General features: G+C 64.1%; 19 protein-coding genes, 1 tRNA gene and 1 pseudogene. 9 read left to right on the top strand and 12 right to left on the bottom strand.

What is annotated here, in order from left to right:
* Positions 1–84 precede the first annotated feature (84 nt).
* The 5 genes from AC5Y5C_RS13575 to AC5Y5C_RS13555 all read left to right on the top strand — a co-directional run bounded on the left by AC5Y5C_RS13575 (position 85) and on the right by AC5Y5C_RS13555 (position 3,478).
* Positions 85–167 (top strand) — tRNA-Tyr (locus tag AC5Y5C_RS13575).
* A 243-nt stretch (positions 168–410) separates the two neighbouring features.
* Positions 411–716, top strand: a complete 306-nt coding sequence (locus AC5Y5C_RS13570; RefSeq protein WP_499972828.1) for a hypothetical protein — start codon at positions 411–413, stop codon at positions 714–716.
* A 15-nt stretch (positions 717–731) separates the two neighbouring features.
* Positions 732–2,759, top strand: a complete 2,028-nt coding sequence (locus tag AC5Y5C_RS13565) for an endonuclease (protein ID WP_499972826.1) — start codon at positions 732–734, stop codon at positions 2,757–2,759.
* Positions 2,759–3,145, top strand: a complete 387-nt coding sequence (locus AC5Y5C_RS13560) for a hypothetical protein (protein WP_499972825.1) — start codon at positions 2,759–2,761, stop codon at positions 3,143–3,145. Before AC5Y5C_RS13565 ends, AC5Y5C_RS13560 begins: the two co-directional genes overlap by 1 nt.
* Positions 3,146–3,148: 3 nt before the next feature.
* Positions 3,149–3,478: a hypothetical protein gene (locus AC5Y5C_RS13555; RefSeq protein ID WP_499972823.1), complete on the top strand. Its 330-nt coding sequence runs from the start codon at positions 3,149–3,151 to the stop codon at positions 3,476–3,478.
* 18 nt (positions 3,479–3,496) lie between these two features.
* Here AC5Y5C_RS13555 and AC5Y5C_RS13550 read toward each other — a convergent pair whose 3' ends face one another.
* From AC5Y5C_RS13550 to AC5Y5C_RS13540, 3 genes and pseudogenes are all read right to left on the bottom strand, one after another.
* Positions 3,497–4,354, bottom strand: a complete 858-nt coding sequence (locus AC5Y5C_RS13550) for a metal-dependent hydrolase (protein ID WP_499972821.1) — start codon at positions 4,352–4,354, stop codon at positions 3,497–3,499.
* Positions 4,338–4,728 (bottom strand): annotated as a pseudogene (locus AC5Y5C_RS13545) (2TM domain-containing protein). The gene AC5Y5C_RS13550 and the pseudogene AC5Y5C_RS13545 overlap by 17 nt, the downstream one beginning before the upstream one ends.
* Complete coding sequence (locus AC5Y5C_RS13540) at positions 4,728–5,192, bottom strand: PadR family transcriptional regulator (protein WP_499972819.1); 465 nt, start codon at positions 5,190–5,192, stop codon at positions 4,728–4,730. Before AC5Y5C_RS13540 ends, AC5Y5C_RS13545 begins: the two are co-directional and overlap by 1 nt.
* Positions 5,193–5,365: 173 nt before the next feature.
* Here AC5Y5C_RS13540 and AC5Y5C_RS13535 point away from each other — a divergent pair, with 173 nt between their 5' ends.
* Positions 5,366–5,614 carry a hypothetical protein gene (locus AC5Y5C_RS13535; protein WP_499972818.1) on the top strand — a complete coding sequence of 83 codons (249 nt, stop codon included), beginning with the start codon at positions 5,366–5,368 and terminating at the stop codon, positions 5,612–5,614.
* A 15-nt stretch (positions 5,615–5,629) separates the two neighbouring features.
* On the opposite strand, the gene AC5Y5C_RS13530 is transcribed toward AC5Y5C_RS13535, so the two are convergent.
* The 5 genes from AC5Y5C_RS13530 to AC5Y5C_RS13510 all read right to left on the bottom strand — a co-directional run bounded on the left by AC5Y5C_RS13530 (position 5,630) and on the right by AC5Y5C_RS13510 (position 11,692).
* Positions 5,630–5,872: a hypothetical protein gene (locus AC5Y5C_RS13530; protein WP_499972816.1), complete on the bottom strand. Its 243-nt coding sequence runs from the start codon at positions 5,870–5,872 to the stop codon at positions 5,630–5,632.
* Positions 5,873–5,917: 45 nt separating this feature from the next.
* Positions 5,918–6,862: a trypsin-like serine peptidase gene (locus AC5Y5C_RS13525; RefSeq protein ID WP_499972815.1), complete on the bottom strand. Its 945-nt coding sequence runs from the start codon at positions 6,860–6,862 to the stop codon at positions 5,918–5,920.
* Positions 6,863–6,987: 125 nt separating this feature from the next.
* Positions 6,988–8,262 (bottom strand): alpha/beta hydrolase family protein, encoded by a 1,275-nt coding sequence (locus AC5Y5C_RS13520; RefSeq protein WP_499972813.1) that lies wholly within the window; start codon positions 8,260–8,262, stop codon positions 6,988–6,990.
* A 17-nt stretch (positions 8,263–8,279) separates the two neighbouring features.
* Positions 8,280–9,806, bottom strand: coding sequence for a S8 family peptidase (locus AC5Y5C_RS13515; RefSeq protein ID WP_499972811.1), 1,527 nt, complete (start codon positions 9,804–9,806; stop codon positions 8,280–8,282).
* 80 nt (positions 9,807–9,886) lie between these two features.
* Positions 9,887–11,692 (bottom strand): peroxidase family protein, encoded by a 1,806-nt coding sequence (locus AC5Y5C_RS13510; protein WP_499972809.1) that lies wholly within the window; start codon positions 11,690–11,692, stop codon positions 9,887–9,889.
* A gap of 249 nt (positions 11,693–11,941) precedes the next feature.
* On the opposite strand from AC5Y5C_RS13510, the gene AC5Y5C_RS13505 reads away from it, so the two are divergent.
* Both AC5Y5C_RS13505 and AC5Y5C_RS13500 read left to right on the top strand, forming a co-directional pair.
* Positions 11,942–13,066 (top strand): catalase family protein, encoded by a 1,125-nt coding sequence (locus AC5Y5C_RS13505; RefSeq protein ID WP_499973221.1) that lies wholly within the window; start codon positions 11,942–11,944, stop codon positions 13,064–13,066.
* Positions 13,067–13,169: 103 nt separating this feature from the next.
* Positions 13,170–15,779 (top strand): LuxR C-terminal-related transcriptional regulator, encoded by a 2,610-nt coding sequence (locus AC5Y5C_RS13500; protein WP_499973220.1) that lies wholly within the window; start codon positions 13,170–13,172, stop codon positions 15,777–15,779.
* Positions 15,780–15,805: 26 nt separating this feature from the next.
* Here the strand turns inward: AC5Y5C_RS13500 and AC5Y5C_RS13495 are convergent, their stop codons facing one another.
* The 4 genes from AC5Y5C_RS13495 to AC5Y5C_RS13480 all read right to left on the bottom strand — a co-directional run bounded on the left by AC5Y5C_RS13495 (position 15,806) and on the right by AC5Y5C_RS13480 (position 18,616).
* Positions 15,806–16,051, bottom strand: a complete 246-nt coding sequence (locus AC5Y5C_RS13495) for a hypothetical protein (RefSeq protein ID WP_499972806.1) — start codon at positions 16,049–16,051, stop codon at positions 15,806–15,808.
* Positions 16,052–16,172: 121 nt separating this feature from the next.
* Complete coding sequence (locus tag AC5Y5C_RS13490; protein WP_499972805.1) at positions 16,173–16,604, bottom strand: hypothetical protein; 432 nt, start codon at positions 16,602–16,604, stop codon at positions 16,173–16,175.
* A 152-nt stretch (positions 16,605–16,756) separates the two neighbouring features.
* On the bottom strand, positions 16,757–17,614 hold the full coding sequence (locus AC5Y5C_RS13485) for a universal stress protein (RefSeq protein WP_499972803.1): 858 nt from the start codon (positions 17,612–17,614) through the stop codon (positions 16,757–16,759).
* Between the two features lie 9 nt (positions 17,615–17,623).
* On the bottom strand, positions 17,624–18,616 hold the full coding sequence (locus AC5Y5C_RS13480; protein WP_499972802.1) for an Acg family FMN-binding oxidoreductase: 993 nt from the start codon (positions 18,614–18,616) through the stop codon (positions 17,624–17,626).
* A 173-nt stretch (positions 18,617–18,789) separates the two neighbouring features.
* Here AC5Y5C_RS13480 and AC5Y5C_RS13475 point away from each other — a divergent pair, with 173 nt between their 5' ends.
* Positions 18,790–20,349: a bifunctional aminoglycoside phosphotransferase/ATP-binding protein gene (locus tag AC5Y5C_RS13475; protein ID WP_499972801.1), complete on the top strand. Its 1,560-nt coding sequence runs from the start codon at positions 18,790–18,792 to the stop codon at positions 20,347–20,349.
* Positions 20,350–20,351 lie beyond the last annotated feature (2 nt).

Raw genomic sequence — 20,351 nt, 5'->3', positions numbered from 1 at the left:
TCCTCTTTCTGGTCCTCGTACGTTCCGTATCCAGTCGGTTTGCGTTAGCCCGACCCTATCGTTGTATCCTGCATCGTCTGATAAGGCGGGTTGCCCGAGCGGCCAATGGGAGCGGACTGTAAATCCGTCGGCTTACGCCTACACAGGTTCGAATCCTGTACCCGCCACAGCAGTCAGGCCCCCTTTCGAGGGGGCCTGACGTGTTTCATCGGTCTGCCGTCCGCAGTAGATGTGCGCGGCGGTCACAAGGGCGTCCACATCGTGAGGGTTGGCTCACTCTGTGCATGCCAGAGCGCGGGCGCTAATTGTGCGGACAGTCGTCTTTTCAGCTAACACAGTGCACGGCTCGAGGGCCGCTGTTGTACGGTGGGGTCAGTTATGTGGCTGCTGGCTGCGTGAAGGGGACACGGGTGGCGGGTCGGATTAAGGCTGACTTGGAGGCCTTGGAGCGGTTACGTCCGCAGGTGCAGGAGTTGGCCAGCGCGATTCGGGGCGAAAGCGCAGCTAGCGGTGCGGCACCTGCGGGGGCTGATCCGGCGATGGCCGCGATTGCGGCGATGACAGCCAGGACGTTGCCGAATGCTGCGAAGGTTGTCGGGGGCTGGATGAGCGTGTTCGGTGATGTCTGCGAGGCGGGCCGGCAGGGCTTCATCGCCAACGAGGAGCACGGCGTGGCGTTGATGAAGAGCGTCCCGGCCCTGCACCGCGGCCTCTAGTTTCGGGTATCGAATATGTCGCCGACGAAATCGCTGCTGCTGAGCATCGATTCGAACGCGTATCTGGCACCCGTCGCGACCTGGAAGCAGACCGCGGCGAAGCTAGAGTCCCGCACCGCCACGTTCAAAGGGTACGTGGACAAGCCGGGCGGCACCTATTGGGAAGGCGAGTTCGCCGAGGCCGCACAGCACAATGCGGGCGAGGGCCTGAAAACTGTTGGGTCTATCCGGGACACCGTGGATGCTGCTGCCGATGAGTTGACAGGCACCGTGACCTATAGCGTGTTGCCGCCGTTGACTACGGCCAAGGCGATCATCAACCACGCCGAACAACAACAGGGTGTCAGGGTCAACGAAGACTTGTCGATGACCTACACGCCGCCCGACGGTATGAGCGATGAGGCGGTGGAGAAGTCCCGGCAGGCCGTGGCGACGATGGCCAAGGAGCTCAAAGACAACGCCGACAAATGGTGGGCGGCAACACAAACCGTCAAACAGCAGGTCGAGACCGCCGAGAAAACGATTACCGGCCAACTGAACCTTGCCGCAGCGACGTTCAACGTCAACAACAATGTCGCCCAGGCCGCCCCCGCAGATCAACCAGGGATCGCAGCCCGGCTGAAAGGCCTGGACGCGCCTAACCCGGAAGCTGATCCTGGTGCGACGAAGGCCGCCGCCGCGGGAGCCGACACGCAAGCCAACTACAAAGACTGGTACCCGAAAACCACTGCACCCGCTGGCGACAAACCTATCGACCCGCGACAGGTCGGCAGCCTAGGAGCCGTACCCGGTGTGGGCGATATCGATAAGACGAAACCGCAAAAGCTTGCCCCCACACTGCAACCCGGCGACGTGGCAGCGTTCAAAGACATCACTCGCCAAAAGCTGATCAACGAGCGTGTGCCCGCCGATCAGATCGAGCAGCGAGTCAACGACGCGGTCAAGGCGGCACAGGCGCCGCGTTTCCAGCCTGATGTTGAGCAGACGCGCACACCCGGCGCGGTGCCGCTGCACAACTCTCCTGGTGATCAGTTCAACGACATCGTGGGCCGCGCCAACGATTCAGCCACCGATACCGTCAACAGTCAGATAGAGCAGGCGAAAATCCTTACCGGGCAAGCCGGTCCGGGGGCGCCCGGTGTTGCTGAAGCCTGGAAAGAGTACGGGCTGGCCGCTGCCAAGCAGGCCCATGAACTGACGACCGATCCTCTGGCCGCACCCAAGATGGGTATTGAACAAGCCAAGGACTTTTACAACCACCCGGGCGAGTTCATCGGCAAGAACATGATCCTGGGCACCGAGGCCCTGGCCGGTGGCGGAGTCGGTGGCGAAGCCGCGGCTGGCGCCCGCGGACTGCTCGGCGATCTCACCGGCGCCGAAACACGAGCAATCACAGACGGACTCGATGGCGCCACTCCCGGCCATCATGCGCCGCCTCAAGTGGAACACCCGACACCTACAGTGGATCACCCTGCAGCCAACGCCGGGCTTGACCATCAGTCGCCGAATGCTGGCAGCTGGAACCACTCCACCGAGCATTACTCACCGCAGGCGCCGCAGTTGGCAGCCGACCTCAACAATGCGTTTACTAACGGCCACGCAACCTCAGATCTGGCTGGTCAAGTCGCCGATCACTCCACCCATCACGCACCGGGCATCGGCAGCACCGCCAACCCCGACCGAGTTGTTCTGGGCAAATGGGATGGGCAAGACGGCGGTTACATCGGCGAAGCCAGACACAATGGCGGCATCTACTTCGACACAGGCGATGACACATGGAACGCGGTTGGTCACGGACTTGATGACGCAAGCTCCCGAAGCCTGGGGTGGCAGGTCAACGAACAGTTCTTGCGTGCACAATTGGAGAATAGGGTGCCGCGGGTCGACTACGTTCTGCCCGAGGGCTTCAGCAGTGTTGAACAAGTAGCAGCCGTGCAGAGGCGTTCCTTCTCTGCAATGGAGATCAACTTCTTGAAGGAAAACGCCGCAGCGTACGGATACGTACAGCAAGGCAACGTGTGGGTCTACACGGGAGGCAAGTGATGAGACCAGCAGAGTTAGCGAGCTTTCTGAATCGAACCCTCTCTGGAGCTGGCTTCGCGCTTGACGAAGTGCAGGACTCCGCCACCTATGGAAACCGTCCAGCGTGGGCGATCTACTATTTGCGTCCGGACTGCAAGCTTCAGATTTGTTCATCGGTGCGCGACGGCGGCATCGACTTCTTCCTTGCGCCGCTGGACGCGCCCAACGAACTCGGGGTGGACAACAAGTCCAAGAAATGGCACTACATGCTCATGCTGAGCGGTGCCCACGACGATCTGGTCACCCCCGGCCTCGATGCCGATGACACTGCGGTGATGTCATGGATGAAGGAGCTCTTCGAAATTCATTTCGGCGCAGCACATAACGCTCTCCTCTCCCGCCGTTAGCGCATGTCCAGCACCGACATCGATGTCAGTGACGCGATCGTTGTTTACCTCTGGCGCTATCCCGGGAAAACGGCGGACTTCGGTGCGTATGACGACACGGCAGCCTTGGAACAGGTCCGAGCCATTCTCGACGAGGCGATCAAGATCGAGCTTGACTGGGGCCGAATGTCCTTGAATGACGCCGGCGATTATGTCGAAGCCGTCATGTATGAGCGACACCCGGAGCTATCTCGTCAAGCACTCCAAGTAATCGGAAACGACTTCGCTTACGCCTACGCAGGTTCGAATCCTGCCACCCGCCACAGCATTCAGGCCCCCTTTCGAGGGGCCTGACGTCGTTTGAGGGTCTGCTCAGCGTAGGTGGCCGGCCAGCTGTCCCTGCTCACCGAAAAGTTCGGTGTTCCAGCGAGCCACGAGGTCGGTGTTGTCGAATTCGTCCGGGTGGAAACCCGGACGGTTATAGGCCCTGACGCGGTCACGTACTTCCCTGGTTACGAAGGGTGAATGCCTCAGCTCGGCAAGGCTTTTGAATAACCTGATCGGGTGGTATGCCGCCCTGTCCAGCATCAGGGACATCAGGGTGTCGAGGACTGTTCCACAGATGAAGACGGTAGTGATCAGCCGCATGGCCCACACACGCATGCGTTCGGTGCCTCCAACCGTCCGATAGACATCGAATGCGACGGCACGATGCTCGGACTCCTCCAGCGCATGCCACAGAAGCATCGAGCGCACCTCGCCCTCGCCCAAGAGATCTTGCGCGCGCGTATCGGTCAGCAGCGTCTCGGCGAGCGTCGCGGTGTAATGCTCCAGCGCCGCCGTCATGGCGAGGTTGAAGCGAGGCGGCAGGTGCCGCGTGTAGAGATTCATCCCGCGCAGGGTTATCCGGTCGACGATGCGCGTCGGGTAGCCCATCTGCTGCAACCGCTCGTTGAGCTCGCGGTGCTCGCGCCCGTGCGTCACCTCCTGGCCGATGAACCCGGCCACCTGCTTCTTCAGTACGGGATCGGTGATCTGGTCGGAGAAGTGCTTGACCGAGCGAATGAAGTAGTCCTCACCCTCGGGGAACACCGCGGACAGCATGGCAATGATGTGGCTCATCACCAGATCGCCCTGCACGTAGTGGCGATTCAGTGAGCCTGTCGGATAACGGAATGTGATCCGCCTGGTCTTGATGGGCCGGGTGCTCTGGTCAGTGTGGGCGGTCATGGCGACTCCTGAGTGGGTGTGTCGTGCGTGGCTCGGTTGGCGCCCTCGGTGGGCCAGGATTCGAGGGCGGGCTCGCCCTCCGCGTGACGCCAAATGGACCTGGCGACGACGTAATGCGCGATGAGGCCGATGCCCCAGCCCAGCAGTGGATAGATGAACCAGGGGTACGCGGTCCCGTGGTCGAATTGCCAGGTGAGCGCCCAGATCGCGACCAGGAGGATCTGCACGGCGACATAGGTGGCGGCGTGGATCTGGAAGGCCGCTCGATTCACCTGCCCGATCCATGCCCGGCGTTTTCGCTCGAGCCTGCGCTGTTCCTCCTCGGCCCGGCGTTCGGCGCGTTCCACCGCTCGTTCAAAGGCATCACCGCTCACTACTTGGCTCCTCTCCTGCGGTCTTCAACTCGGGTAAGGCCAGTGATCTCGGTGGCGGCCCGGTCGAGAATCGCCTCCACCGCGACGGGATCCACGCGACCTGCAGACGGCATGACCCGCGCGGAGAACCGGGCGAGGATCTTCTCGAAAGAATCCCCGCGGCCGAACCGTGCGCCGGTACGCAATTCCACCGCCGCCAGCACATCGGCTCGACCGGTGAGCGCTCGTTCGCCCTCTTCGGACGCCCGATAGACCGTCCGGCCCTCGCGTGTCTGGCCCGTCAGCAGGCCTTCCACGGCCAGTGCCTCGACTGCGGGATACACCGTGCCGGGCGACGGTTGGTACCCGCCGGCCCCGAAGAGCCTCGACAGTTCGGACATCAGCTCGTATCCATGCATGGGCCGCTGCGCCAGCAGCGCCAGAAGCACGAGCGGCAGCTCGCCATGACGGAAGAAACGTGCCAAATCAGAGCCCCCTCTTCTCCTACGAAAGTATTACGAAAGTTATATCGAAACTATTACGAAGTCAACGGCGGGCAAGCGATTGGGCAGACAAGGTACTACGCCTGTCGTGGCTCATTTCCCGGCGAGGCCTGCGTCGTCGCGAAGGGCCAGGGAAATGGTGCGACCATGCGCTCATGACTGAAGACGCAGCGGTGGCGCAGGCTCGGGTCCTGCTGCGGTCGTTGTATGAGCATGTGGACCAGGTGTCTCAACGAATCGCCACCACCGAACGGCAGATCTGCCGGACTGGCAATGCAATGCCGCGGCATCGTAAGCGGCTGAGGGCGATGCAGAAGGACCTTGATGAGGCGCATCGTCTCATTAGCGGCCTGCACGGCTGTTATCCGGCCGCGCGCGATATTCGGGGCCAGACGTCGCGTTGATCCGTGCCGGACGGCCTAGCCGGCGGTCACCGTGAGCTGATCTTGTCCCTCGGCGATATGGGCCGTCGCATGAAAAGTCTTCCCTGTGTACGACACAAGAAATCGGTAGTCACCGGCCAGGGGCACGGAGATCACAATCTCGCCCCAGTCATCGGCGACCATCGCAATATCGTGGACCTCGCCGGGCGCCGCGGCGATGCTGATCACAGCACCGGCCATGGGACGCCCGGCGCGGTCACGGAATGAGATACCGACCACGTATCCTCCTGTGTCCGGGTTTCTCGGGTTACCTGAAATGCCTTGTCACATACCGTTACTCTTCCAGGTTGACATGTTGTTGAAGACGGCGCTGTTGATGCGGGTGGCCGAGTTGCCCGAGTTGGCGCCGTTGGTGTGAACGCCGACGCCGTAACGGTTCCCGTTCTGCAGCACCCACACCGGCGAGCCGCTCTGCCCGCCCGTGCTGTCGATGTTGTAGGTAATGACGCGATCGGAGACCGCCTTGGTGCGTTGCGCCATGAACCACTGCTCGCCGTTCTTCTCGCCGGGATACCCGGAAAGGTTCAGAGCCGCGGCCTTCAGGAAGTCGTCGTTGCGGGTGGCGAAACCGAAGTAACCCGTCTGATCGCCCGGACGTGACGACGGCGGCAGGATGATCGCGCCGTAATCGTTGTCGCGGTTCTGGTTCTGGGTCCACCCGGTGACACTGCGGAAGGTGGTACCCACATGGGTCCCGAACGGACGGATACCGGAATTGCGGCCGGGAATCACCTGGATCGAGCGCACCCATCCACCGTCGGCATGCATGTAGACGCAGTGCCCGGCCGTCATGACGGTGCGAGGCGCGATCAGCCAGCCCGTCCCGACGTAGGTGCGGTTGTTGGCGGAGGTGATGATCAGGTGGCAGATAGCGCGCCACGGGAACGTCGTGGTGTTGCCGACCCGAACGCGATCATCGGTACCGATAATGATTTCGGCACTATTGGCCAACTCGGGATAACTACCGAGGATGGCGTCCAGCGGCGCGAGCTCGGACTCATCGATAGTCAGCCCGTCGACCGAACCCAGTTCACTGACCGCCGATTCACCCTGTGCTTGCGTGGCGGCGTTGGTGGTCTCGGTGTCGGCGTTACCCGCTTGCCCCGAGGGCAATTCGTGTTCGGTGACCGCGGCCGCACCGGCGGCCCCTGAGATTTCGTACTCGGTCTCGGACGGTTTGTGATTCGTTGACTTGACTGCGGTGGCCATGGTGGACTCCTTGCATAGTGCGTGAGGTTCGAGCTAGGACCTGCTCATCGTGTTCCGATATGCGGTCTGGTTCGCGCGTAGTCAGGTACTCGATCTCACAGTGCAGGAATGATTTTCGTGTTCGATCAGGTGGCGCGGGCGGCGGAGACGATCGCCCAGGCCACCTCGGGGTGCTTGATATCGCTATGCGCACCACTGAATTCGGACTGGCTGGCGTCGTCGATAACCTTGTTGGCGTCAAGTCGGTAGAAATGCCCGCGCTGGAAGTCGTAGGGCTTGCCGGCCTCGGACAGCTCAAGTGCCGTGGCGGCCGGGTCCTGCTGGTATCCGTCGTGACCCATTGCTCCCCAGCGGAACCACAGGTCCTGCCCGGCCTGACTGTCCTGCCGCGCGAGCATGCTGGCCGCCGGGTACCACCAGCCGACTGCGCGGTCGGCGGAGGAATACGTTGTGAGCAGCGGCCCGTCCACCCGCTCTTCGAGCCCGGCCAGGCCGCCGGGGCCACGGCCCGGATCGAAGAGCAGCTTGCGGTTGAAGGTGAAGTGCGAGAAGGCGCCCTGGATCAGGGTGAGCGACTTGACCGGGCTGGTGCCGGTCTTCGGCAACCCAGCCAGCGCATAGGAGACCAGTCGCGCCCCGAAACTATGCCCGATGAGGTGAATGCGGGGTGCGCCGTCAGGACCGGACAATGAGGCCAGCAGTGGGCCAAGGCCGCGTTCGCCGATGACTCCGGCCCGGTTCTTCATCTCGTAATAGCTCATCGTGCGCAGGATCTCGCGCGCCCCTGACCACAGCCCGGCGAAGGGATTGCCCAGCCCCTGGGCGGAGCTCGTGGACTTCGGTGCCATGGCCGCGGCTTGCCCGAACACCGCGAGCGGGTCGCTGTTCGCAATGCTCGACTCTCCGCTGTCCTCTTCCGACTGGGGTTTGGTGGTGACGAGTCCGGCAGCCAAGGTGTGGAACTCGATGAGCTTGGCAGACTGCTGCGGTTTCTCGTCGAGCAGCTCGCCCATCGTCTTGAGCTGCTCTGCCTGGCCGGGGAAGCGTGGAGCCAGCGCCGCCGCGAGCTGTGCACCCGTCGAAGGGACCGGCGGCGCGCTATCCGGATCGTCGTCGGGCAGTAACACCGACGGCCAGTTGATCCCCGCGACAGCCACACCCTCTGTGTGTCCGCCGAGCTGGTCGGCGATCAGCGAGAACATCGCGGTGTAGAGCTGGCGGGCCGACGTCACACTGTTGTTCCATCCGTGCGACATCACGAACAGATCGGTGATGCCCCCGGCCGCCACGGCCGCCGGCAGACCGCCGTCACCGTCGCCAGTGGCGTCATTGAGTGAGCCGTCGGCATTGAAATCCGGTTCGTAGTAAGGCAGTCCGCTAATCGTTACCGTCGTTGTCATGATGTTCCCGCTTGTCTCTACGTGTTGGATAGTGCGCGCATCAGGTCGACCAGCCCGGCGCCCTGGAAGAACTCGTGGCGCCCCAGGTCGACGGCCGACTTCAGGAAGATCTCCTTGACCTCCTGTGGTTTACCCACGAACTCCGTGCGGGCCGACAAGAAGGCGGCGATCGCGCCCGAGACGTGGGCGGCGGCCATCGAGGTCCCGCTGTCCTCGATGTAGTTGGCGGCGCCTTCGGTACCGCCGTCCTTCAACAGGTCAATGCCCGTGGCCATGAGACCGGTTGCCGCAGAGGTGATCCGCTCGCCCGGCGCCACCAGGTCGGGTTTGCGTCGGCCATCCAGAGTCGGCCCCTTGGACGAGTCGAAGGTGACACCGCTGGTGTGTGGCCGGTACCGGTGGACCGAACCGACGGTGATGGCGGTGGCGGCATTGCCGGGGTCGGTGATGGTGGACAGCTGCCCGTAGACGTCGGCCGTCGTTCCGAGAATGGCAGCACCCACACCGACAGTGGCGGTGCCGGCGCCCAGGTTTCCCGCGCTCACGACGCAGACCACGCCGGAGCCGGTGAGCAGATCGAGCTCACGACACAGCGGACTTTGACCTGCCGCGTAATCCCTTGGCATCCAGCCGCATCCCAGCGACAGATTCACGCCGTGGATCTGTAGATCGTTGCCGTAGCTGTTGATCTCACGCACATAGTTGAGGGCGTCGATGAGCACGCTAGACAGGGTCTTGCCGTCGTCGTCGAGGACCTTGAGACTCACCAGGTTGGCGTGCGGCGCCACCCCGGACAGCCGCGACCCCTGTGCCAGCATCCGCGGAACCCATTCCGGAAGTCCTTCTGCGGTCGGTTGGGTGGAGGCGATCCGGATGAGCTTCGGGTCGGTGGGTGATTCGCCCGCGATGATGCCGGCCACGTGGGTGCCGTGTCCGTAGACATCGACGAGTGGGCCCTTGGACGCTTCCGGAGAAAGCGTGAAGTCCTTGTGTAGAGGCCTCACCGAGTCTGCGGTGAGGGTGCCGTTGGCGGCGAAATGCGGGTGCTCGGCATCGATTCCCGAATCCAGCACCGCCCATACGACGCCGGTGCCCCCGGAGCCATACGTACGGATCGCCGCGTCTGCCTTGATCGTCGTGAGCGAGCGGTCCAGATGCGCCTCGACCACCAGGTCGGGCCACACCCGCCGGATCAGCTGCAGTGCTTGTTGGGCGCTTTTGGCGCTCGAGGACTTGGCGCCCCCGCGGACCAGGCGCTGGATCTCGTCGGGGGTGAGCATGCATCGCACATAGTGGCGGCCGACGGGCGTTGGCGCGGGTGGCTCGTCGCGCAGCACCCGGTGGAACATGTGCAGGAATTGATCCCGCACATGGTCGGGGTCGACACCGGCGCCGACGAGAAGCTCGATCAGCACCATCCTGCGGTCGTCATTGTCGGTGACCAATGCCTTGGCCTCGCCGGGCGGTGCCGTCTGCGGATCGGCGAGCACCATCGGGCTGATGACCGAGGGCCGCTTGGGGCCGCGCGGCACTGGGCTAGTCACCGCACACCGCAGGTATGAATCCAGTAGGGCTCATCTGATGATTGTGGACCTAAAGGCCCTTGCCGGTCATGAGTATTCGACTACTCGGTCGGTCCGTTGGCCCACACGGGCGTCCACGGTGCAAAGGGGTTGGCGACACCGGTCAGCGCGGACTGCAGGGACGGGAAGTGCCGGAGCAGGACCGAGCGCATCGAGTTATCCCTGACCCACGCAATGCCTTCCGGGGTGTAGACCTCGGGCCGGAAATCGGATGTGAAGAATCTGTCGCTCTCCAACCGTCGGGATGCCATCAGCACAAATATCCGAAAAGCTGTGTCGCTGAACCCAAATCCTTTCGGTTTGGGCTCTGCGTACAGACCGACCATCAGGTCTACCCGCTCCACGTCGCCATAGATTGCCGCGAGTTCCCGGGCGACCACCGGGTCGTCGGTGAGTTCGGCGAAGGACGACACCGGCCGCAGCCGCAACATCCGCCGGAACTGGTTGTAACGGGGGACGCCCCGCTCACGGACCCGAAGCACGTCGATGGCCGCGAGGTCCAGAATCGACCCGTCCGGTCGCTCCAGACGCTGCAGATGACGCGGGAAGTTATGCAGGGTCAGTGCGCCCGGATTGGCACGGCCGAATGAATAGATGATGTTCTCTATCGAGGTCTCACTGAACCGGGTCCGGACATGTTGAACGGCGAGATCGGGCAACTCCTGCTCGGCGATCACGGAGTCGTCGGATGCCGACCGGAGCACGAAATGATCGGGGATGAGCGGGTGCATCCGGTACACCGCGACAAACTCTTCGGTCAGCGAATAGGGCACGTGATGCAGACTCGTCGGTGAGCCCGGAATGCCGCGCAGCAGAGCATTGTGGGGCTGACGGCGAAACAGCGTGCTCAAGCGTTCACCGAGAATGCCGGACCAGTTTGTGTGCATCGCGAACACGGTGGTGGGGTGCCCAATGATCGCGGGGGTCCAGTCGATCGTATGGATTTTCGCCATGAGTGCGGTGTTGACCAGGCGGGCCTTGTCGTACAGCTCTTGATCCGACATTTCCGGGTGGCTGGCGGCCAGATGTGCGCAGATCGCATTGTGCTCCCGCATGAACAGCGAATGCAGGACGGCCAGACCAACCCAGAAGTTGGCGGTTGTCTCTGATGCGCTGGCCAGCTCTTCGACATCGGCCGGTGGCAGACCGAGCCGGTCGAGCCGCAGCGTGCCTCCGGTCCGGGAGCGCAGCGCATCGGCGATGGCCCGAGTGCCACCGTAGACCTGCGATCCGTCCCACCAATGGGTGTCCTGGGTGACGAATGTCGGGGGACCTGAGGCGTCGGGAAAGGGATCGGGTGCGGTGCGGCGTATCTGCATCGGGCGCTGCGGCCACGGATCGTCCTCATCGAGCGGCAAGGCCCAGGGCTTGGACTCGGCGGTGTTATGACTGAACCAGTCGTGGACCTCGAACTGGATCCACGCCGCCGCCAGCACGTTCAGCGTTGTCGCCGGAATGAACTGGTCACGGGTCAGCAGTCTGCGACTGATCAGCCGGGGGTTCGGGTCCAGGAGTTGTCCGGGAGCTTCCGGAAAGGTCTGTGCCGGGGGTGCGTTGCGTCCGAATCGGCTTCCCACCGAACCCATCAACGGGTGATCGAGATTGTTGTAGGTGCCATCCAATGTCCGTGCGGTGCGATAGCTCATGTTCTCCGGCGGCGGTGATCCGCCCGGTGCTCGCCCCGTGTCGAACAGATTGTCGGCCCGTAATGCGTTGCGTAGCCCTATGAGTACTGCGATGCCGAATGCCGGAGGCAGCCGGGACCACCCGACCGACCGATCGATTCGTGTCGCGAGCCATGACGCCAGGGTGGCGGCCGATCCGGCGTGTCTGTCCTTTTTCGGCATACCGGTAATGCTGACAAATTTCGATGGCGTGGAACGTGAGTATTGAGTTACTCGATCGCTATGAAATCCGGATTTCCGATGGCGCCGGGAATACCTGGTCATTTCACCCGCACCGGTCCCGGCCGGGGCGCAGGATTGGGTAGTCGTGTACTCATGCGCGCGCCGCCGGCCTTCACGACACTGACCAAGTCACCGTGTCCGATGGATATCGACAGTCTCGGACCACTAATACGGGAGGACTGGACCGCGATGGGCACAACGGAGCGACGACTCGATGCGGCGCGTACTTACCTTCGGTACCACGAGGAGATGAACGTGGCTCCGCCCGGCGAGGAGGAGGCCATCGACAAGATCATCACGGTGTTGCATACGAACAACGAACGGGCGTTCCGGAAGTATCGGCACGCGGTCCGGGATGCGCACGCGAAGAGTCACGGCATCTTGCGCGGTGAGCTGACGGTCTATCCGGACCTACCGCCGCACTTACGCCAAGGCATGTTTGCGACGCTGGGTAGATACCCGATCATCTGCAGGTTGTCCACGACGTCCGGCCTACTGCGCAGCGACCGGATCCGTGGCGTGCGGGGCCTGGGTATCAAGGTCATGGGAGTCGGTGGTCCGCGCACTCTCCCGGATGACGATGCCACCACCCAGGATTTCGTGCTGGTCACCCACCGCGAGTTCCTCTTCGCGGACGCGAAGACATATCTTCGGCGGGGAATGCCGACGGCATGGTTGCTGGCGCGCCTGCCGGACACCGCACTGAGGCTGGGTAGCAACCTTCTTGGAGGTGTGGCGAAATTTCTTCCACGCGTGGGACTCTCACTGCCGGAATCGGTGGCCGTGTTCGTGCGTCCCAACACACATATTCTCGGCGATACCTTCTACTCCTCGGCGCCGCTGCGGTACGGAGAGTACGTGGCCAAGCTCAGCTATGTACCCCTGTCCAAGTCGGTGCGGGACCTTGAGGGGGTGCTGTTGCCGGAGCCCATCGCCGACGACGAGCTCCGCCGCTTGGTTGCAGAGTTCTTCCAGCACAACAGCGCTGAGTACGAGATAAGAGTTCAACTGTGCACCGATGCCAAGACCATGCCGCTCGAGGATGCCACCGTCGCGTGGCCGGAGGCGGACTCGCCACACCTGGGAGTCGCCAAAATCGTCTTCCCCGTGCAAGATTCATATAGCGCCGAGCGACAGGTATTCGGCGACGACGTGCTGTCCTTCAACTCCTGGCGCGCCCTGGCGGCGCATCGCCCGCTGGGATCGATCAACCGAATGAAACTTCGAGTCTACGAGGCCTCCAGCAACTTTCGGCATGAGAAGAACGGGGTGTCGCGGATGGAGCCGGCCGGGGTCCAGGATCTGCCGGACTGAGAAGGTTGCGATGACACCCACGATCACCAAACCCGTCACGCAGGAGAAGTCGTCCGACGGACTGGCCCACACAAACCGGCATCGCGATCTAGACTCTCTTTCCATGTCGGGGAGCTGGCAGTTGCTCGACCGCCCAACCGAATTCGAGGCTGTCCGCTCAACGCTGGCGGACAATCTTTCGTGTGGAGTGGTGTTGGTGGGCTCCGCCGGCGTCGGCAAGACAACCCTCGCGCGGGCGGTCACCGACTCGTTGGCATGCCCGGTTCGCTGGGTGGCGTGTACCGAGTCGTCGCGGAGCATTCCTCTGGGCGTATTCGCCCATTGGATACAGACGACCGGATCGCGTGATCCGGCCGCGCTCATCGCAGCGGCGCGGGAATCCATTGTCGCAACGCCGCATCCGATCATCGGAATCGACGACGCCCACCTCTTGGACGACCTCTCCGCGACCTTGCTGCACCAGATAGCCGTCGGCCATGCGGGCCGGTTGGTGGCCACCGTGCGTAGCGGCGAGCCCGTTCCAGATGCGGTCACCGCATTATGGAAAGACGACTACCTGCGCCGGTTCGAGCTCGAGGCGTTCACCAAGGAGCAGAGCGTCGCCCTCGTCGAATCGGTGCTCGGTGGGGCGCTCGAAGGGTTCAGCGCCGACGTGATGTGGGAGTCGTCCGGAGGAAATCCGCTGTTTCTTCGGCATCTGGTGGAAGGGGCTGTCGAGGCCGGCTCCCTGACCGCCGTCAACGGGGTGTGGCAGCTGCGCGGTAACACGGTTGTCCCGTCGGGATTGGCGGCGCTGCTCGGAGATCGCCTCGAGCAGCTGGACGGCGACGTGCTCAACGTGCTGAAACTGCTGTCCTTGTGCGAACCGCTTGATCTCGACACGTTGTGTGAGATCGCCGGTGGCGACGCGCTGGACGGCGCAGAGATCACCGGTTTTGTCCGTGTCGAGGCCGACGGACGACGGATCAATGTGCGGTTCAGCCATCCGATGTTGGGCGAGGTGGTCCGGCGCAGAGTGGGAACCGCATCGGCGCGACGCCTACGCGGTCAGCTCGTGCGGGCGCTCCGGGAGCGCGATAACGGCTCGCCCGTCAAGCGCATCCGGTTGGCGCAGCTCTCGGTCGACAGCGACGAGGCCACCGACCCCGCCCTCTTGGTCTCCGCGGCGAAGGACGCGGTGTATCTGTCCAATCTGCCCGTCGGGGAGCACCTGGCGCGGTGCGCGGTGGAACGCGACGGAGGACTGCGTGCGGCCGAGGTTCTTTCCCGCGCTCTGCTGTGGCAGGGCCGGCCCGAGGAAGCCGAACAGGCGCTTGCCGAGTTTGATCCGGACGAGCTCGACGAGCTTTCGCTGGTCCTCTGGGGTCTTCCGCTGGTGTCCATCGCGTTCTGGTCGATGGGCGATGTCGGACGTGCTCATGAGCTGATGGCCCTGCTCCGTGAACGGGTGCAGCATCCCGCGCTGAAACTGGTCGTCGACGCAACGGGAGCGGCCTTGGCCGTGCACGAGAACCAGTTCGATGAGGGGCTCGCGGCCGCGACCTTGGTGCTGTCGGATCCCGAGGCTCCCCGGCAGGCGGTGGAATTCGCGGCATTCGGTATCGGGCTTGCGCTGCCCGTCGCTGGGCGCGGTGACGAGTTCGAGCCGATCGCGGCGAGGTGCCGTGCCCAGAAACGGTCCACCGACGGCATGATCGCGGTAATGGTGCGTTACTGCGACGTACTGGCCCTCGTCTACACCGGTCAGCTCCGGCTAGCCGACCGCCGTGTTACGGAATACACCGAATTCTCCTCTGCTGGGCAGTTTCTCGCATGGGCGATAGCGCGCATCATGGCCGGGTTGGTCGCCGTGCACCGGGGGGCCTTCCCGACGGCGATCTCCTCGATCGAGCAGGCTCTGGCGGCCCTCAACGCCGAGAAGCCACTGCCGTGGCAGCTGCCTGCGCGGCTATTACTCGCCCGTGCCTACGCCGCACTCGGGAAGGTTGAAGATGCCGAGCGCGTGCTCACCGAATCAGGGGAACACTCGGGGCAGTTCGTCGCGCTCCACGACCCCCAGTTGTTGATCGCGAAATCATGGCTCGCCGCAGCACGCGGTGCGGACCGGTCGGCGGTAGACGCCGCCCGGCGCGCGGCCGATGCCGCACACACCGCCGGTCAGTATGCGGTGGAGGCCGAGGCCTTGCACCATGCCGCACGGTTCGGTGACCGGACTGTGGGGCGCCGCCTCGGATCGCTGGTATCGCGTGTGCATGGCCCGTTGGTGGGGTTGTATGCACGGCATGCGGTCGCGGTGGGTACTTCGGATGCCGCGGCCCTGGACGCGGTGAGTCAAGAGTTCGAGAACGCGGGCCTGCTGCTTTCGGCGGCAGATGCCGCGGCCCAGGCGGTGGCGTTACTGGGTCGCGATGGGGACCGGAGCAAGAGCGCCGAGTCTGCCGCGCGCGCACTGCGGATCGCCGGCCAATGCGGTGGTGCGGCCACGCCCGCGATCCGGGCCGCCGCCCGTCCGCTGCCGGTCACGGCGCGTGAGCGTGAAATCGCGGCGCTCATCGGGGAGGGGCTGTGCAACCGCGAGATCGCCGAGCGTCTCACGCTGTCGGTGCGGACCATCGAAGGCCACATCTACCGTGCGTGCATCAAACTCGATGTGGCAGACCGCGATCAGCTCGCCAAGATTGTGTGGAGCGATCTGGCGAACCCGCAGGAATAGGCGTACCGCACGCGATCCGCTGCACGTCAATCGTCTGCGGCGCCTTCTGATGCTGGCTGCTGAAGAACAGTGCGTTCATGCACCAAGTAGCCGGATGCGACGGAGAAGAGGACGGTAATGGCCGATCCCACGTCTCCGGGTATCTCGACATTGAACTTGCCGAGGATGAATACCAGGACAACCGAGATCGCGCCGGCGGTGCCGCTGGCCGCGACCTTGGTCGTGGGTGTGGGTGACGGTTGCCGGATTGCTTGTCGTTCAAGCGTTGTCATGATCGGCTCCTTCGGGTGATGGCTCTCCTCGAACCGTAGGCCGGCGGGCGGTCACCCACACGAGTAGCGAGCTACTTCGTTCGTTGGGGGCGCGCGGCCACTCCGGAGTACCTCAGCGGTACTAGCCGGCCAGCCTAGGCGCCCGCCGGGCTCCGAATCTGCCATGGCTGACACGGTGGATTGCTGCCCGACGCTGACTGCCGATCGATACCGGAGGAGAGCTGACGCCGGCGGGCTGAGGTTGAACGTCAACGGATTCCAGGTAGGTGGCCGCAACGCCGGGCAGCGTATGCAGATACTCGGCGAGCCGGTCGAATTCGGGGCAGGCGGGTGCGGTGACGACGAAAATGGATCGAAGCTCGAGTGGCACGCCCGCCGCGTTGGCGTGCAGGGGCGCGACTGTGTGCCCGGCGACCCGAACGGCCTCGAAAATCGGTGTAGCTGAATTGATTCCACCCGGATGCTCGCGAAGATCGTGAGCAGGGCCGGCCTCAACCAGGATGAGCAGCTTGACGTGCGGCGGGACGGAGTGTGGGGCAGTTCGCGTAATCATTTCTACTCCTCCCGGCAAGGGCCGCGCAGTTCGGTTTCGTTGTGTAAAAGCGATACACATCAATCCTGATCTGACGCGGTCTCGACGACGCGAGTAGCGAGATACCCCAAAAGTGGCGTGATGTGGCAGTAGGCACCACGCGGTGGTGTTGCTTAGAGCAGCTGTTGCCGCGCGGCCACGAGTACCGAACAGTGGGTCCTGCCCAGCACGCCGCACCCGCTGGGGCCGACCAATTCCTGAACACGCGCCGCATCGCCGGCCCCGACGATCACCAGCTGCACGGAATGTCCGTGGCGCTCCAGGTAATCCAGCGTGCCGCCCACCGGGTCGAGGGCGCGGATGTCCAGGTCGGGGTGCCGTGCTCGTAGCGGCGCCAGGCGTCGCTCCAGCAGGACCGCCGCCACCTGACGGTCCTCACGCGTCAGGGTGGTAGCCCGGAGCCGGCCCGAGCTTGGCGCACGATGGCGTAGCAGGACGCGCATCGGTGCTCCGCGCAGCCTTGCCTCGTGCGCGGCCAGCTCCAGCGAGGCTACGGACTCATGGGATTCGTCGACCTCTGCCACCACCGCGGGTGTTACACCGAGCGGCGACTGTCCGTCACGGATCACCGCGACCGGACACCGCGCCGACCGGAGAACTTCGGCGGCGGTGGACCCGACCTTCCGGGTATCGGAGCCGCTGATGCCGATCGCTCCCACGCAGAGCATGAGGGCACCGCGTGAGGAGTCCAGGAGCACATCTGCCACCCGCCCGTGCCGGATGTCGACTTGGACCTTCACCGGCTTTCGCGTCGCGCCGATCTCGCGAGAGACGTGCTGTACCGCGGCCCCGGCGGGACTTGGCTCGGCGTCGAATTCCGGGAACTCCGGCTGGGGCGCCACGTGGACCAAGCGCAGCGGTACGTCATGGTGCAGCGCCTCGTCGACAGCCCATAACGCGGCCCGAACGGCGGACCGCGAGCCATCAATACCGACTACTACCGCGGACTCGGGAAAGCGGATATCGCTCATAGCCGCGCCCTAGCCGCGAATCTCGAGCACATCGGCAAGCGATCGGCGGGGTGTCGGGGGAGGGACGCGACCGAATGTCGGAGCCAGGCCGACCCGGATCAATGCCTGTGGGTGCGCGCGCCCGATGGCGGCGCCGACAACTTCGCGACTGGCCGTCAACTCCAACATGTGCGTGATGGTGCAGGTAGCCATCCCGGCCAGCGTCGCTTCCAACAGCACCTCAGAGAGCAGCTCGCCGCAGCGCAAGAGATGTTTCGGGGTGTCTCTGGCCGTCGACAGCGCGAGCACCTTGGACTGGTCCTCCTGCAGGCCGGACCGCGAGGTCCGTTCCGAGACGACCGGGAAGGTGCGGCCGATGTCGACGCGATCGCTCTCGCCGGCCGACACCAGCGCGCTGCGCGGGATACCGTCCTGCAGGGTGAACGACGCCGTCCACCAATCGAGCTCGGTCTGGTAGGCCGAGTCGTAGATGCGCAGGGCGTCACTCAGTGCCGACGCCTCGGCCAGCCTCGGCCGCATCGCGTCGTCCACCATGTCCAGGATCACCGCCCTGTCGGCGATCACCGCGTTGAGCATCCGGGCGAACTGTGACCAGCTCGGTGGTGACTCGAAGGGGAGACGGTCGGTACGCCGCTGCAGGATAGCGTCCGCGCGTCGTCGATCACCGGCCACCACAAGGGTTCTGGGCGAGAAGGTGATGGCCGCGAGATGATCGGGGTTGTCGGGATCGGGGATGCGTTCCACGCGTGCCATCCAGCCCGCCGAGGCCATCGCCACCCTGAAATGATCCAGCGCCGCGCCGCAGCTGATGATCGCTTCGCGGCCCGCGCCGTCGGTTCTCCGCACGCAGCGCGAGCGGTCCAGATACAGGTGTAGACCGGCGGCCCCAGAGACCGATTCGACAATCCAGCGCCATGGCTGAGTGTTGTGTAAAGACGGTGCACGGCAGGCAAGTTGGATCGCGGTCTGGATGACGTCGATGTGAACCATTGTCTTGGGCATGTCGGCTCCGATCGGCTAGTGGTGATATCGACTCTTGGGTACGTACTGGGGTGCGGACAGGGCACTTGGTCACCGGTACCGGGCCTGAAATGCCCGACTTACCGCACCTGCGCACGCTCAGCGGGCCGACCAAGGGAAGAACTGGTGACTTCCGACCCACGAATCGAGGGCCCATGGCCGGATATCCGGGTGGCGTGCGCGGCGACGATGAACTCATGCGCGCATCACGATCGACCGCCAGTCCCACCTCCGTCGGTGCGGAGATCCGCGAAACCCACACGGGAATCGTCATTTTGGTCGGAGGCCGGGCCTACAAGCTCAAGAAGCCCGTCACCACCAACTTCCTGGACTTCAGTACCCCAGAGCTTCGCGAAAGGGCTTGCGCCCGTGAGATCGCGCTCAACAGCAGGATCTCGCGCGACAGCTACATCGGCGTCTCGCATCTCGCCGATCCCGACGGTGGACCCGGTGAGCCGGTTGTGGTGATGCGGCGTTATCCGGACGCTGCGCGGCTCTCCGCGATGGCCAAGAACGGCCGGGTCACCAAGGCGCATCTGGACGCCATCGCCGAGGTACTGGCGGCGTTCCACGAACGGGCCGATCGTAGTCCGTCGATCGACGAGGCCGGGGCGCTCGACGCCGTCGTCGACCGGTGGGAGGACACCCTGGCTTCCCTGGAGAAGTACGCGGGGACGGTACTCGCGACGGATGACGTACGTCTGGTCCGGACGCTTGCGACGCAGTTCATCTCCGGTCGGGCGGTGCTGTTCGCCCAACGTGTTGCGGACAAGCGAATCATTGACGGGCACGGAGATCTGATGGCCAGCGACATCTTCTGCCTGCCCAACGGGCCCGTGCTGCTGGACTGCCTGGAATTCGACGACCGTCTGCGGCATGTGGACAGTCTCGACGACGCGGCGTTTCTGGCCATGGATCTGGAGTACCTGGGGCGGCAGGATCTCGGCGACTATTTCATGAATCGCTACGTTGAGCTGTCTGCGGACCCCGCGCCGGAACCGTTGCGGCACTTCTATATCGCCTATCGCGCGCTGGTCCGGGCCAAGGTGGACTGCGCACGGTTCACGCAGGGGCAGCGCGCGGCCTCTGCCCGCGCCACCAAGCATCTGGCGATGGCACTGAACCACCTGGGGGCCGCGACGGTACGGCTGGTGCTGGTCGGCGGTGGGCCGGGCACGGGTAAGAGCACCTTGGCCCGACGGATATCGGAAGATATTGGTGCTCAAGTACTTTCAACGGATGAAGTGCGTCATCAGCTGCATCGACTGGGCGTGATATCCGGCGGGAAGGGAGTGCTCGACGCCGGGCTGTATTCGCCGGAAAACGTAGGCGTTGTGTACGAGGCCGTGCTCCGGCGGGCGCGGCTGTGTTTGGCGGGCGGCCACACCGTGATCCTGGACGGAACATGGCGCAATCCCCGGCACCGGCTGCGTGCGCATCAGCTGGCCTATGAGGCGGGTGCGCCGATGGTGGAGTTCCTGTGCATGGCGCCATTGGTCACCGCACAACATCGGGTCGCTACCCGTCATGACGGGATATCCGAGGCCGCCGGCGATATCGCGGCGGCCTTGGGTGCAGAATTCGCCGGACTGGACAACGGGTGGGGGGAGGCGCACGTCATCGATACACGTCTGCCGCTGGACCGGTCGACCGCCGAGGCCGAGCAACTGTGCCGACAGGCGTTGTACGCCCCCGTGCCGTGCCACCCCCGGTAGAG

The organism is Mycobacterium sp. NGS15, from assembly GCF_059813245.1.
Note: the sequence above shows the minus strand (reverse complement) of the source record. Positions and strands in the feature narration are given on the sequence as shown.

Bases quoted from the DNA above. Each gene is read 5' to 3' on its own strand.
- AC5Y5C_RS13535 (WP_499972818.1), top strand. From the start codon at position 5,366: ATGACTGAAGACGCAGCGGTGGCGCAGGCTCGGGTCCTGCTGCGGTCG.
- AC5Y5C_RS13485 (WP_499972803.1), bottom strand. From the start codon at position 17,614: ATGAGCGATATCCGCTTTCCCGAGTCCGCGGTAGTAGTCGGTATTGAT.
- AC5Y5C_RS13480 (WP_499972802.1), bottom strand. From the start codon at position 18,616: ATGCCCAAGACAATGGTTCACATCGACGTCATCCAGACCGCGATCCAA.
- AC5Y5C_RS13500 (WP_499973220.1), top strand. From the start codon at position 13,170: ATGTCGGGGAGCTGGCAGTTGCTCGACCGCCCAACCGAATTCGAGGCT.
- AC5Y5C_RS13505 (WP_499973221.1), top strand. From the start codon at position 11,942: ATGGGCACAACGGAGCGACGACTCGATGCGGCGCGTACTTACCTTCGG.
- AC5Y5C_RS13560 (WP_499972825.1), top strand. From the start codon at position 2,759: ATGAGACCAGCAGAGTTAGCGAGCTTTCTGAATCGAACCCTCTCTGGA.
- AC5Y5C_RS13510 (WP_499972809.1), bottom strand. From the start codon at position 11,692: ATGCCGAAAAAGGACAGACACGCCGGATCGGCCGCCACCCTGGCGTCA.
- AC5Y5C_RS13555 (WP_499972823.1), top strand. From the start codon at position 3,149: ATGTCCAGCACCGACATCGATGTCAGTGACGCGATCGTTGTTTACCTC.
- AC5Y5C_RS13490 (WP_499972805.1), bottom strand. From the start codon at position 16,604: ATGATTACGCGAACTGCCCCACACTCCGTCCCGCCGCACGTCAAGCTG.
- AC5Y5C_RS13475 (WP_499972801.1), top strand. From the start codon at position 18,790: ATGGCCGGATATCCGGGTGGCGTGCGCGGCGACGATGAACTCATGCGC.
- AC5Y5C_RS13520 (WP_499972813.1), bottom strand. From the start codon at position 8,262: ATGACAACGACGGTAACGATTAGCGGACTGCCTTACTACGAACCGGAT.
- AC5Y5C_RS13495 (WP_499972806.1), bottom strand. From the start codon at position 16,051: ATGACAACGCTTGAACGACAAGCAATCCGGCAACCGTCACCCACACCC.
- AC5Y5C_RS13565 (WP_499972826.1), top strand. From the start codon at position 732: ATGTCGCCGACGAAATCGCTGCTGCTGAGCATCGATTCGAACGCGTAT.
- AC5Y5C_RS13550 (WP_499972821.1), bottom strand. From the start codon at position 4,354: ATGACCGCCCACACTGACCAGAGCACCCGGCCCATCAAGACCAGGCGG.
- AC5Y5C_RS13525 (WP_499972815.1), bottom strand. From the start codon at position 6,862: ATGGCCACCGCAGTCAAGTCAACGAATCACAAACCGTCCGAGACCGAG.